Source organism: Pseudomonas sp. G11, assembly GCF_029457515.1.
Classification (GTDB): Bacteria; Pseudomonadota; Gammaproteobacteria; order Pseudomonadales; family Pseudomonadaceae; genus Aquipseudomonas; species Aquipseudomonas gorinensis.
The window spans coordinates 5,692,635-5,705,785 of sequence record NZ_CP120377.1; the positions used below are offsets into that span (position 1 = coordinate 5,692,635).

The 13,151-nt window shown below is 60.2% G+C and carries 9 protein-coding genes; 7 read left to right on the forward strand and 2 right to left on the reverse strand.

The annotated features are described in order from the left end of the window. Positions 1 to 207: 207 nt before the first annotated feature. The gene (locus tag P2T68_RS26150; RefSeq protein WP_205896041.1) at positions 208 to 1,539 is read left to right on the forward strand and encodes an NCS2 family permease; all 1,332 of its coding nucleotides are present in this window, start codon (positions 208 to 210) and stop codon (positions 1,537 to 1,539) included. A gap of 13 nt (positions 1,540 to 1,552) precedes the next feature. Then, positions 1,553 to 2,179, forward strand: coding sequence for a LysE family translocator (locus P2T68_RS26155; RefSeq protein WP_024076643.1), 627 nt, complete (start codon positions 1,553 to 1,555; stop codon positions 2,177 to 2,179). Positions 2,180 to 2,234: 55 nt separating this feature from the next. Here P2T68_RS26155 and P2T68_RS26160 read toward each other — a convergent pair whose 3' ends face one another. Together P2T68_RS26160 and uraH are read right to left on the reverse strand one after the other, a co-directional pair. Then, positions 2,235 to 7,475, reverse strand: coding sequence for a DUF6543 domain-containing protein (locus P2T68_RS26160; protein ID WP_277378483.1), 5,241 nt, complete (start codon positions 7,473 to 7,475; stop codon positions 2,235 to 2,237). 148 nt (positions 7,476 to 7,623) lie between these two features. Beyond that, on the reverse strand, positions 7,624 to 7,977 hold the full coding sequence (gene uraH / locus P2T68_RS26165) for a hydroxyisourate hydrolase (RefSeq protein WP_024076645.1): 354 nt from the start codon (positions 7,975 to 7,977) through the stop codon (positions 7,624 to 7,626). 389 nt (positions 7,978 to 8,366) lie between these two features. Between uraH and puuE the strand changes: the two genes are divergently transcribed. The 5 genes from puuE (at position 8,367) to P2T68_RS26190 (ending at position 13,037) form a co-directional block, all read left to right on the forward strand. Continuing rightward, entirely contained in the window at positions 8,367 to 9,293 is a 927-nt protein-coding gene (gene puuE, locus P2T68_RS26170) for an allantoinase PuuE (protein WP_024076646.1), read from the forward strand. Continuing rightward, entirely contained in the window at positions 9,290 to 9,805 is a 516-nt protein-coding gene (uraD, locus tag P2T68_RS26175) for a 2-oxo-4-hydroxy-4-carboxy-5-ureidoimidazoline decarboxylase (RefSeq protein WP_024076647.1), read from the forward strand. The genes puuE and uraD overlap by 4 nt, the downstream gene beginning before the upstream one ends. 41 nt (positions 9,806 to 9,846) lie before the next feature. Continuing rightward, on the forward strand, positions 9,847 to 10,842 hold the full coding sequence (gene alc / locus P2T68_RS26180) for an allantoicase (RefSeq protein ID WP_024076648.1): 996 nt from the start codon (positions 9,847 to 9,849) through the stop codon (positions 10,840 to 10,842). A gap of 356 nt (positions 10,843 to 11,198) precedes the next feature. Next, positions 11,199 to 11,702 (forward strand): ureidoglycolate lyase, encoded by a 504-nt coding sequence (locus tag P2T68_RS26185; protein WP_024076649.1) that lies wholly within the window; start codon positions 11,199 to 11,201, stop codon positions 11,700 to 11,702. A 51-nt stretch (positions 11,703 to 11,753) separates the two neighbouring features. After that, positions 11,754 to 13,037: a urate hydroxylase PuuD gene (locus P2T68_RS26190; RefSeq protein WP_102651009.1), complete on the forward strand. Its 1,284-nt coding sequence runs from the start codon at positions 11,754 to 11,756 to the stop codon at positions 13,035 to 13,037. Positions 13,038 to 13,151: the final 114 nt, after the last annotated feature.

Consider the following 13,151-nt stretch of genomic DNA (forward strand, 5'->3'; position numbering starts at 1 on the left):
CACCGGGATGTGCCTTTCATCTATTTCGCACAAGAAATAGAAAACATTATTTGCTTTCTTTGTATACAAAAGCATAATTCGCTTCGTGCGAGTTCCTGACCTATTGGTCAACAAACCCGCCAGTACCTCACAGCGCGTGCGCGCTGGACATAACAATAAAATGCTTGAGGAGTACTCGCTGTGGATAGCCGCAAATCCGAAGCCCCGCTGGACCTCGCCCCGCCGAACCTCACCCACACGAACCACGGCTGGCTCGAACGCCTGTTCAAACTGCGCTTGCATGGCACCACAGTGAAGACCGAGCTGATCGCCGGCCTCACCACCTTCATCACCATGGCCTACATCATCTTCGTCAACCCGAACATCATGGCCGACGCCGGTATCGACCACGGTGCGGCGTTCGTCGCCACCTGCATCGCCGCCGCCCTGGGGTGCCTGTTGATGGGCCTGTATGCCAACTGGCCGGTGGGCCTGGCGCCGGGCATGGGCTTGAATGCGTTTTTCACCTACACCGTGGTCGGCACCATGGGCTACACCTGGCAGACCGCACTGGGTGCGGTATTCATCTCTGGCGTGCTGTTCATGCTCCTGACACTGTCGCGCGTGCGTGAATGGCTGCTCAACAGCATCCCGGTCAGCCTGCGCCATGCCATGGGCGCCGGCGTCGGGCTGTTTCTCGGGGTGATCGGCCTGAAAACCGCGGGCATCATCGTCGATAGCCCCGCCACCCTGATCAAACTCGGTTCCCTGCACGAACCAGCCCCGCTGCTGGCGGCCATCTGTTTTCTATTGATCGCGATCCTCAGCTATCACCGCGTGTTTGGCGCGATCCTGATCAGCATCATCGCCGTGACCCTGGCCGGCTGGGGCCTGGGCCTGGTGCACTACAACGGCATTCTCTCCACCCCACCGAGCCTGGCACCGACCTGGATGGCCATGGACATCAAAGGTGTATTCAATGTCAGCATGATCAGCGTGGTATTTGCCTTCCTTTTTGTGCACATGTTCGACACCGCAGGTACACTGATGGGCGTGGCACAACGCGCCGGGCTGGTGGGCGACGATGGCAAGATCCATAACCTGTCCAGGGCGCTGAAGGCCGACAGTGCCTCCAGCGTGTTTGGCGCCATGGTCGGCGTGCCGCCGGTGACCAGTTATGTGGAAAGCGCTGCCGGCGTCGCGGCCGGTGGTCGCACCGGGCTGACCGCCGTGACCGTGGGCGTGCTGTTTGTGGCGGCGATGTTTTTCGCACCGCTGGCCGGCATGATCCCGGCCTATGCGACGGCCGGTGCACTGATTTATGTGGCGATGCTGATGATGGCGAGCATGGCCCATATCCATTGGGATGAAGCCACCGACAGCATCCCGGCAATCGTGACCGCGATCATGATGCCGCTGACCTTCTCGGTCGCCGACGGTATCGCCCTGGGCTTTATCACCTATGTGGCGCTGAAAGCAGGTACCGGCAAGTACCGCGAAATTTCCCTCAGCCTGTGGGTGCTGTGCGCGATTTTCATCGCTAAATTCATATTTCTATAAAAAGGAGTAAGGCATGACCCTGGAAACCTGGCTGCTGTTCAGCGGCGCTGCATTGATCGTGATCCTGATCCCCGGCCCACTGTCCTTGCTGATGATCAGTAACAGCCTCAACTATGGTCTGCGCGGTTCGTACCCCGCATTCCTGGGTGGCGTGTTTGCCTCGGTCTGCCTTTTGAGTGCATCGGCACTGGGGCTGGGCGCGCTGCTGCTGGCCAGTGAGCAACTGTTCGGCGCATTGAAACTGCTCGGCGCGCTGTACCTGTTCTACCTCGCCTGGCAAAGCTGGCAGCAATCGCGCCAGCCGAGCCTCGCCGTGCACGTACCACAGGCCATCGCCACGCCGCGTTTTCGCAGCTTGTTTGGCCGCGCGTTTGTACTGGGCGCCAGCAACCCCAAGGACATTCTGTTCTTTGCCGCCTTCCTGCCACAGTTTCTCGACAGCGGGCAATCCTTCCTGCCGCAACTGCTGGTCATGATCGCCACCTGGACGGTGCTCGACCTGCTGTGCAAGTTGACCTACGGGCTCGGCGCACAGGGAGCGGCACGCTACCTGCGCAGCGGCAAGGGCCAGGTCGGGTTCAACCGCGTCAGCGCCGTATTATTCAGCGGGGCCGGGGCAGCGTCTCTGCTGAGTCGATGAGGTCACTGGCAGACGCTTCAGCCTGCACACTGTCGAGTCGATCGCGGCGAGGCGCTCACACCTTCACAAAATAAACACTGGGTGGATCCGCCTGAAAGACAGGCCATTGAATACCTGCCACGATCCGGACCAATCGATTTTCCTGCATGGCGCGCTGGACACTCACAACGGGAAGCGAACCCGGGTTGGCTCTGATGGCGACATTCAACCAGTGATCGGTCAGCCTTTCTTTCAACTGAACACTGGCTCGCTCAACCCACAGGGCGCTGATGTAGTACACATTGCCTGACGCGGAAGAACGGTGCGTCGCGATAAATTCATTGCTCAGGTACCTGTTTCTTCTTACCTCGACGTCATACACGTTGAAGCCCTGCTGCTCCAGGACGTTCCGGATGGCGGCGCGTTGTGCAGTGTTGCGCTGAGCCGTTCTCCCTGGACCGCTATATCGCAACACAGGATCCAAGTGGGGAGCCCTGAAGTCGACGCGAGTGAAGCCCGGCGCGTTGCTCTCGTTACCGATGCGGATTGATCCGTGCGCTCGTTCGGTGCGGCGTAACATTCTCAGCAAGTCATCGGTCTGGCTCGAGCCCCTGGCATTGGAGGCCAGCCAATTGTCCAGCGTCGCCCGGATATTGAGCAGGTGAGTGGTCGAGACCGAGTAGGCAGTGTCGGCCAACTCGATCAGCCTTCTGGCTGCCATTCTCTGGCTGTGCAGGGTCATGGTGGGGAAGGCCGTGCCGACATAGTGCTCCAACGGCCGGTCGAACAAACGCGTATGCACTTGCCAGTCACCCGTCGCATTGCGCGATACCGGTATCGGCTGTTCGCCTGGCGCAGTGCTTGTCCAACGTTCGATATCCACGTAGGCGCGTGAAACCAGCGGCTCGTCCGGGACAATAAACGCAATACCGCTCCTTGGCGCATTGCTACCCTCATGAAGCAACCGGTAATACCCGATCCCCGACACGGTCGGCGTGTCATATTGCGCCCCGATGTAGATAGTGTCGTAGGAAAACCCTCGGGCGTCCTGGCTCACATGAAACGTCCCGAACTCCGTGGCGGCAGACATCTGCTCGAGAGGAACCTGAACCCTCCAATCGAACCATTCGTTGGCTGTGGCGGGTGACTGGTAAATACGATGTTCCGTCGCAGCGCGCACACTGGTTGGCCGCCAATCCGACACTACCGGCATTGGCGCACGCCAGGGGTCAAGCCCAGCGGTACTCGTCCCCGCCACCGGCTGGGGCGCATCAGCGCCCAGTAACCACTCCCCAGGTTGGTGGACGTTGATAATCAGTTCGTCCTGCCCCGGCGCCTGCTGGTTTTTCAGGCGCAATACCCGTTCGTTGTCGCGCCGGTAAAGTGGGTAATGGTGGGTTTCATCCGCTACGAAGAGCTCGCCGTTTTTCACGTAGACGCCGGACGCCCCAGGCCCTTTAAGCGCCACCGCGCCCTCGGGCACACCCTTGGCTTTGAAGCGTTCCAGGGCTTTGAGTTGGGTCACCTTGGGCGGTTCCGGGCGTGAAAGCCCGTCATACGGTGTCATGCGCAAGCGGTGTATTTTTCTCAGCCCATTACCCAGCGCGGGGCGCGCCATGCCGGCGCTCTTGGGGCCGGGGATAAAGCTCATCAACAGGTCAATCGCCAGATAGGCGCTCCTGAAACCGACTTCGACGGCATCCCGAGGGTCGCCAGAACGGTGATAACGCCGTGCCGAAAGCAACAACTCATAGGCTTCGTTCAACACCCCGAAGGCCGGAGAGAAAAACGCCACCAACGCCCGCGCACGGGTATCGCCCTGCTCACCAAGGCGCCGAATTCGATAGTCTTGCAGCGCCTTGCCGGATTGACTCGCCGCCTGCGTCCGACGCTGCAGGTCAAGCAGGCTGGCACGGTAGAGCAATGCCTGGGCGTTGCTGTGGGATGTTCCGACGATCGCCAACCATTCCCGCGGCTCGCAAGCGATCTGCTCGAGGATCAGTTTTTCAATTTCTTCCGGCAACGGCGTCGGCTCCAAGTGCTTGACCTTGAATGAGCGAACAAAGCCGATACCTTTCCAGATCCCTTTCATGAAGAAAAAAGCCGGCGCGACAATCAAGTGCGCGGCCCCCACAGCGCGCTCGCCAACCGCCTCCGGATAATGGGTGATCGCCTCGAATGCCCAACCGGGGGCGACCTGCCGCGAGAGTGCCTTGACGTTATCGGGCAAGGCACCGATGCGATTGAGTTCATCCTGAGCCACTTGCAGGCTGCTGTACTCAGTGAGCGCCAAGCCGTGGGGCGCATCGGGCCAGTAGACCACGCAGAGCCCGGAAAGCTTGTCCTGCACGACCACTATCCCCGCGATATAGCGATCATGCTGCAGGGTGTGCCCCACCACATGCACCACATGCAATTGCAACTGGTACGGGCTCTTCCACAAGTCTTGGGGGGTTATCGCCGCCATCGCGGCGATGAACAGGTTTTGTGCATTGGCTGTCAGACCCCGTTGAATCGCCGAGAACAGATGATGTTCAACGCCCGCACGCAGGGCGCGATTCAGCAACGCGGGGATACGTCCTTCGCTGAGCGTCCGGCCAGGACCGATGAGTGGGTAAAAAGCCCGGTTGATCAACGCGTCGTATTGCCCACCGATATCCAGTGAAGACACCAGGCGGATCAGGTAACCGGCATTGAGCTGTTGCTTCCAGTCAGCTTGCAGATAGCGGGCGCGATCGAGTCGCCACTGCGTCCAGGGCGCCAGTGGGTCCAGGTTATGCAGCGCCAATTGCAGCAGACTGAACGTCGTGCGCGTCGTGGTTGGCGTCAACACTATGTTGCGATCACCCACGGTACAGGTGCTGCTCCAGCCACAGAAAGAGCCGCGCACATCATCGGGCAGCTCAATCAAAGGCTCGTCGATATCCGGCAGCGGGGAAAAACCATCCTGGCGTAAACGGTCGATCAAGGCTTGGCGGGCGAACGTGTTCAGGTCAGGCAGGTAGTGTTCGATCCGATCATGAAAGGCAAAGGTACTGCCCAAGTACACACGCTCCAAGTGTTGGAATTTTTTACGCTGGGCTCGGCTTGCGCGCGCCAACCACGTGGGCAGTTTCTTCGCTTCGGATACCGCTTTGCGCAGCAGCTCGACATTGGCCAGAGCCCGGCTCAGGAGGTTATTGAGGGGAATACTCAGTTGATCTTCCAGCTCGACCATCAACAGCGAGCGGCTCAGCCCGGGATCCGTCACCTCACTGAAAATACGCGTGATGTCCTCGTTGCTGTTGTGCAAGCGAGAGTAACTACCCAGCAGTTTCTTGAGCGAGGCCAGCGCTGGCTTGCCCGGGATCTCAAGGTAGCGAACAGCGAGCGTTTCACGTGCCGCATGCCCCCGCAGATCGGAGCGTTTATCCCGCTCGACGGTGCCCCACAGCACAGAGCCATCCGGGCTGCTCAGGCTCGTCTTGAGGCTTCGGGTCAAGGCGTCCAAACCGGCAAACGCCTGAATCCCCCCCTCCACGCCGAACGCGTACAGCACCACCGGATGCTGGCGGGCCGGAACCCGCACCGCAGCCGCCGTGGTCATCACCCAGACATTATGGAGTGGGTAGAAGGCGTCCGGTTCGCTGCCCACCGCGATCGACAGCACCCGGGTATCGCTGCCCGGGCGTTTGGTTGCCAGGGGCTGGGCCACCACTTCGATCACCAGGTCTCGATGGGCCGCACTGATCAACTTGAGCCCGTGCAGCAACTGCGCTTCGCAACGCAAGGCTTCGGTCTGGGCTTGCATAAACAGGGAAACACGTCTGGCCGTTCCCTTCCCATGGGGGCGCTCTGCCCAGAATGCCAACTCAAGCAGCCGATGCCGCGCGCTTTGCATCAAGGTTTTCAGCACATGGGTATGGACGTTGAGTCGCCCCACCTGGGACATGATCTCCAGATAGGCTGGAGTCTCTGCGCAGGGGTCATCCGCGGCCAATAACGCGACCAGGCCCTTTTCATAGCGTTTGACCTGCTGTTCTACGGTACGCATGGGCAAACCCGGCGCCACACCGGTGAACATGATTTCTTCGCGTCGTCGTTGCTGGTCCCATTTGAGCAATTGATCGCCAATGACCCCGAGCCGGGCAGCGCCGACCAGTTGGCGCCTGGCGCTCTCCACCTGCGCGAAAAAAAGCACGGCATCCAGCGGTGGCGGCTGAGACCGCACGTCAGAAAACACATGGGCAAAATACACCTTCACCGCACACCCCAGCTCATTGCTCCATTGCCCGGCCAGCAACGCCTGGGCGCCATGCGCCAGCGCATCGTCCCTCACCTCCAAGCCACGCGTGAAGCCGGTGGCCGGCGACAGGTCCGCCGGCCGGTACAAGGTTTTGCGGCGACTTAACGGCAAGCAATGCCAGAGGTCGTGGAACAGCGAGCGGTTCAACGCCAGCAGGTCGCACTGAAGGGCAAAGAAGGATGGGGCCTCGTAAAAATTGCGGGCGGTGCCCGGCAGGTAAATCACATGAGGCGTATCACTGGCCTCCCCCTCACGGTAAAGATGCAAGGCCCCGGGCATCGCGACGGCAGGAGTGCCCGGCCACATCAATTGGCTCACTTTGACGCTGGCCCACTCCCCGCCTGCCCGCTCGCGTGCTTCTGCGGCAGGGGCGTCGATCAGGGCTTGAACCAGGGCCATGCCCGCGCTCGATAGCTCCTCAAGTTGCCGCGCCATGAACGCACGGTCAGCGAAGAGCGTCTTTTGCAACTCGACCCAACGTTCCTGGCGGGTGAGCCAGGAGCCCTGCGCCAGCGTGCCCCAGTATTCAGAAACCGCGTGATCCAATCGCTCAAAGAGCCTCAGCGCATTGACACGCTGCAACGCTTCCAGCGGCGTATACGGTAAGCGGCAACCCGGATCTCCCTTGACGCTCAGCGCGGTGAACTGGTTAACGTTGGCCATTACCACGGGCAACGCCAGCAACATCAACGCCCGATCGGTCAAACTGTCGACTTTGCCGGCTTCGCTTGGCCGCTTGGATTCGGTGAACAACAAGCAGTCGGGGTCCATGCCGAATGCTTTGCGCAGCTCGGCACGGATAACCGTCAAGACTTTGGGAGAGCGTCCTATCAAGCGTGCAAGTTCCTGCGTCGACTCTGTACAACGCCGATCTACAAGGCCGATCTGATTGATCAGGCGGCTTGGATGGGGATGGGCGTTGATCCGCCGCGTTAACCGCTCACGAATGGCCTGTGGCGCATCGCTGTCGTCTGCAACGGATGGGGAACTGGAAGGGGGCGCAGCGCTTGGGTGATCGGTGGACGAGGTCATGGTGTTTTCTTTTCTAGGAGGAAAACACCCATCCTAGGTATCGCCGAGGTGCCCCTGGCGCTAGATAGTTGAACGCACGACACGCAAAAAAAAAGCCCGCAGTGTGGGCGGGCGAAAAACCAACGAAGAGCGTTAGGCGAGGTGACGCTCAGCTACCGCGATAGGTGGAGTAGCTGTAAGGCGAAATCAACAAGGGCACATGGTAGTGATCCTGTTCGGCATTGATGCCGAAGCGCAACACCACCACGTCGAGGAAAGCCGGCTCCGGCAGTTGCACGCCCCGGGCGCGGTAATAATCGCCGGCACTGAATTGCAGCTGGTACACGCCGCTGCGGTAGTCATCACCTTGCAGCAGCGGCGCGTCGCAACGACCGTCGCTGTTGGTCAGGGCGGTGGCGAGCCGTTCAAGCTTCTCGCCCTCGACGCGGTACAGCTCAACCTTGATTGCGCTGCCGGGGCAGCCATGTGCGGCGTCCAAAACGTGTGTGGTCAAGCGTCCCATGGCGTTTGTGCGCCTCCCGAAGTCAGTAGAAGAGGAAACCGCACTTTTTCAGGGCATCAAAAAAGTCGGCGACGGCTGATTAAGACACTTTTTAAAAAAATTGTACACAATAAATATCACAACGCTTTTGATCCCCCCGCCGACATTGCTCGACGAGTCGATTCGTCAGTAATCCTTGCTTTTAAACGACCTTTTGTCCATTAGCTGACCAGTCAGGCAAGTTTCTTGCTACACCCTTGAAGGAGAGCGATGCGGAAAAAATGCAGAAATGCAGGCTTACAAAGTTGGCAATAAGTTGTATACAATCACTCATCGCTGTGACGCCACCCAGTCTTTTCACTGCCCGGCCGCCACACCTATTGCTACCACGAACAAGAAGGAAGACTGCAGTGAGCGCTGACTACCCACGCGACCTGATCGGTTACGGCAGTAACCCTCCTCACCCCCACTGGCCGGGCAAGGCACGCATTGCGCTGTCTTTCGTACTCAACTACGAAGAAGGCGGCGAGCGCAACATCTTGCATGGCGACAAAGAGTCAGAAGCCTTCCTCTCGGAAATGGTCTCGGCCCAGCCGCTGCAGGGCGAGCGCAACATGAGCATGGAGTCGCTGTACGAATACGGCAGCCGTGCCGGCGTGTGGCGCATCCTCAAGCTGTTCAAGGCGTTCGACATTCCGCTGACCATCTTCGCCGTGGCCATGGCCGCCCAGCGCCACCCGGATGTGATCCGCGCCATGGTCGAAGCCGGCCACGAGATCTGCAGCCACGGCTACCGCTGGATCGACTACCAGTACATGGACGAGGCGCAGGAACGCGAGCATATGCTCGAAGCCATCCGCATCCTCACCGAACTGACCGGCGAACGCCCCCTGGGCTGGTACACCGGGCGCACCGGCCCGAACACACGGCGGCTGGTGATGGAGGAAGGCGGCTTCCTGTACGACTGCGACACCTACGACGACGACCTGCCCTACTGGGAACCGAACAACCCCACCGGCAAGCCGCACCTGGTGATCCCCTATACCCTGGACACCAACGACATGCGCTTCACCCAGGTGCAGGGGTTCAACAAGGGCGATGACTTTTTCGAGTACCTCAAGGACGCCTTCGACGTGCTGTATGCCGAAGGTGCCGACGCGCCGAAGATGCTTTCCATCGGCCTGCATTGCCGCCTGATCGGCCGCCCTGCCCGTCTGGCCGCCTTGAAGCGTTTTCTCGAATACGCCAAGGGTCATGAGCAGGTGTGGTTCGCCCGCCGTGTCGACATTGCCCGCCACTGGCAGGAAACCCACCCCTATACGGGAGTGGCGAAATGACCACGTTCCAGACCCTGAAACCCTCGACCTTGAGCCGCGACGCATTCGTCAAAGCCTTCGCCGATATCTACGAACACTCGCCATGGGTGGCCGAAAAAGCCTATGACCTGGGCCTGGATGCGTCGATCGACCAGATCGAAACCCTGCACCAGCGCATGAGCGATATCCTGTTGAGCGCCGATCACGCCAGTCAGCTGGCGTTGATCAACGCTCACCCGGACCTGGCAGGCCGTGCGGCCGTCCAGGGCCAGTTGACCGAAGCCAGCACGAATGAACAAGCTGGCGCCGGTATTCACCAATGCACGGCCGAAGAGTTCTCGCGCTTCACCGAGCTGAACGATGCCTACAAGGCCAAGTTCAAGTTTCCCTTCATCATGGCGGTAAAAGGCAGCAACCGGCACCAGATCCTGGCCGCGTTCGAAACGCGCATCCACCACTCGGCAGACACCGAGTTCAACTGCGCACTGGCCGAGATCAACAAGATCGCGCTGTTCCGTTTACTGACCCTCTAAACGACCATCCCCAGCCACTCTATCTAAGGCAGACAAGAAGAATGAAAGCTTACGCTGTACCTTTCGAGAAGTTCGTCAACCTGGCCGACGCCCGCCTGGGCACCAAGATCATCTCCGTCACCGATGACTGGTTCGCCGACGCCAACCGCCTGTTCCAGCCGACCCCGGCCGTGTGGAAGGAGGGCGTTTTCGATGACAACGGCAAGTGGATGGACGGCTGGGAGTCGCGCCGCAAGCGCTTCGAAGGCTACGACAGCGCAGTGATCCGCCTGGGCGTACCGGGTTCGATCAAGGGCGTGGACATCGACACTTCATTCTTCACCGGCAACTACCCGCCGTCGGCGTCCCTGGAAGCCTGCTTCCTGGCCTCGGGCGAGCCTGACGACAACACCCAGTGGGTAGAAGTACTGTCGGCCGTCGAGCTGCAAGGCAACAGCCACCACTACCACGAAATCAGCAACGACCAGGCGTTCAGCCACCTGCGTTTCAACATCTACCCGGATGGCGGCGTGGCCCGCCTGCGTGTGTACGGCGTGCCGTTCCGCGACTGGTCCGCAGTGGGCGATAACGAACAGGTCGACCTGGCTGCCGCCTTGAATGGTGGTCGCGCCCTGGCCTGCTCCGACGAACATTTCGGCCGCATGAGCAACATCCTCAACCCGGGCCGTGGCATCAACATGGGCGATGGTTGGGAAACCGCGCGTCGTCGCACGCCAGGCAATGACTGGGTGATCGTCGCGCTGGGCCACCCCGGCGAGATCGAGAAAATCATCGTCGACACCCTGCACTTCAAGGGCAACTACCCGGACACCTGTTCGATCCAGGGCGCGTTCGTCAAGGGCGGTACCGACAGCCAGATCGAAACCCAATCGCTGTTCTGGCGCGAACTGCTGCCGTCGCAAAAGCTGGAAATGCACGCCGAACACACCTTCGCCGAGCAGATCAAGGCGCTGGGGCCAATCACCCATATCCGCCTGAACGTGTTCCCGGATGGGGGCGTAAGCCGCCTGCGTGTGCTGGGTAAAGTTTCGAAGTAAGCAGTGAACCTCTGTGGCGAGCGGGCTTGCCCCGCGTTGGGCTGCGAAGCAGCCCTGAAACCAGGCACCGCGTTGTATCGGTAGAAACGCGCTGACTTGATGGGGGCTGCTTAGCAGCCCAACGCGGGGCAAGCCCTAATGCCGTTCAGTTAAGGTTTTTTTGTAGGAGCGAGCTTGCTCGCGAAGAACTCACAGACGCCGCGTTCATTCAGGAAACACGCGTTATCGTTGACGTTTTTCGCGAGCAAGCTCGCTCCTACAGAAGGCGATGTCCGCTTAACTGAACGGCATTAGGGCAAGCCCGCTCGCCACATGAACTGAATGACACAACACAGAATCCGGATAAGAAGACAGCCATGCGCACACTGATGATCGAACCGCTGACCAAAGAAGCCTTCGCCCCTTTCGGAGACGTTATCGAAACCGACGGCAGCGATCACTTCATGATCAACAACGGCTCGACCATGCGCTTTCACAAGCTGGCAACGGTAGAAACCGCACAGCCTGAAGACCACGCAATCATCAGCATCTTCCGCGCCGACGCGCTGGATATGCCGCTGACCGTGTGCATGCTGGAGAGACACCCGCTGGGCAGCCAGGCCTTCATTCCGCTGCTCGGCAACCCCTTTCTGATCGTGGTCGCGCCACTTGGCGATGCACCTGTATCAGGCTTGGTCCGCGCCTTCGTCACCAACGGCAGGCAGGGCATTAATTACCATCGCGGCGTCTGGCACCACCCGGTGCTGACGATCGAAAAGCGGGATGACTTCCTGGTGGTTGATCGCAGTGGCACAGGCAATAACTGCGATGAGCATTTTTTCAAAGAGGATGAGCGGTTGATCCTCGCCCCCCACCAATAAGAGAAGGCCGGATCACCCGACAACAAGGGTGACAGGCGAGAGGTAAAGACTGTGGAAGCACATCTGTTGGAATGGCTGAACCTTAGCGTGCGCTGGGTTCACATGATCACTGGCGTCGCCTGGATCGGCGCTTCGTTCTACTTTGTCTGGCTGGAAAACAACCTCAACCGCGTCAACCCCAAGAGCGGCCTGGCCGGCGACTTGTGGGCGATCCACGGTGGCGGTATCTACCACCTGGAAAAATACAAACTGGCCCCGCCGACCATGCCGGACAACCTGCACTGGTTCAAATGGGAAGCCTATTTCACCTGGATGTCGGGCGTCGCGCTGTTATGCGTGGTGTTCTACCTCAACCCGACGCTGTACCTGCTCGCCCCCGGCAGCAGCCTGAGCGGCACCGAAGGCGTATTGCTGGGCATTGGCTCGCTGTTCGCCGGCTGGTTCATCTACTCCTTCCTCTGCGACTCGGCCCTGGGCAAGCGCCCTGCCCTGCTCGGTTTCATCCTGTTCGTGCTGTTGATTGGCGCCGCATACGGTTTCAGCAAAGTGTTCAGCGGCCGTGGCGCGTACCTGCACGTGGGTGCGGTGATCGGCACCATCATGGTCGGTAACGTATTCCGCATCATCATGCCGGCCCAGCGTGCGCTGGTGGCGGCGATCGCGGAGAACCGCACGCCCGACCCGGCCCTGCCGGCCAAGGGTTTGCTGCGCTCACGGCACAACAACTACTTCACCCTGCCGGTGCTGTTCATCATGATCAGCAACCACTTCCCGAGCACCTACGGCAGCCAATACAACTGGCTGATCCTAGCGGGTATCGCGGTGGCAGCGGTGTTGGTGCGGCATTATTTCAACACCCGGCATAACAGCCAGAAGTATGCCTGGACCTTGCCGGTGGGGGCGTTGGCGATGATCTCCCTGGCCTACGTGACCGGGCCCAAGCCCGTGGCAGAAGTGGCCAAGGCACCCGCCGCGATCGAGTACCAACCGTTGCCGGAAACCGCCTTGGGCGGCGGCGTGAAATCCTCCGCGCCAGCCGCCCCCGTCGCGGCACCCGCCCCCGCCCAGGCGACGATTGATTTCGACAAGGTGCATGGGGTGATCCAGGAACGCTGTGCGGTATGCCATTCGGCCAAGCCCACCAGCCCGCTGTTCAGCACCGCACCGGCAGGCGTGATGTTCGATACACCGGCGCAGATCCAGCAACAGGCGGCGCGTATCCAGGCGCAGGCCGTGGCGAGCCAGATCATGCCGCTGGGCAACATCACCCAGATGACCCAGCAGGAGCGCGATTTGATCGGCACCTGGATCAACCAGGGCGCGCGTACCAACTGACGGATTCACATAGTTCCAATGTGGGAGGGGGCTTGCCCCCGATGGCGGTGCATCAGTCACAGATACGTTGAATGACACACCGCTATCGGGGGCAAGCCCCCTCCCACATTTGGA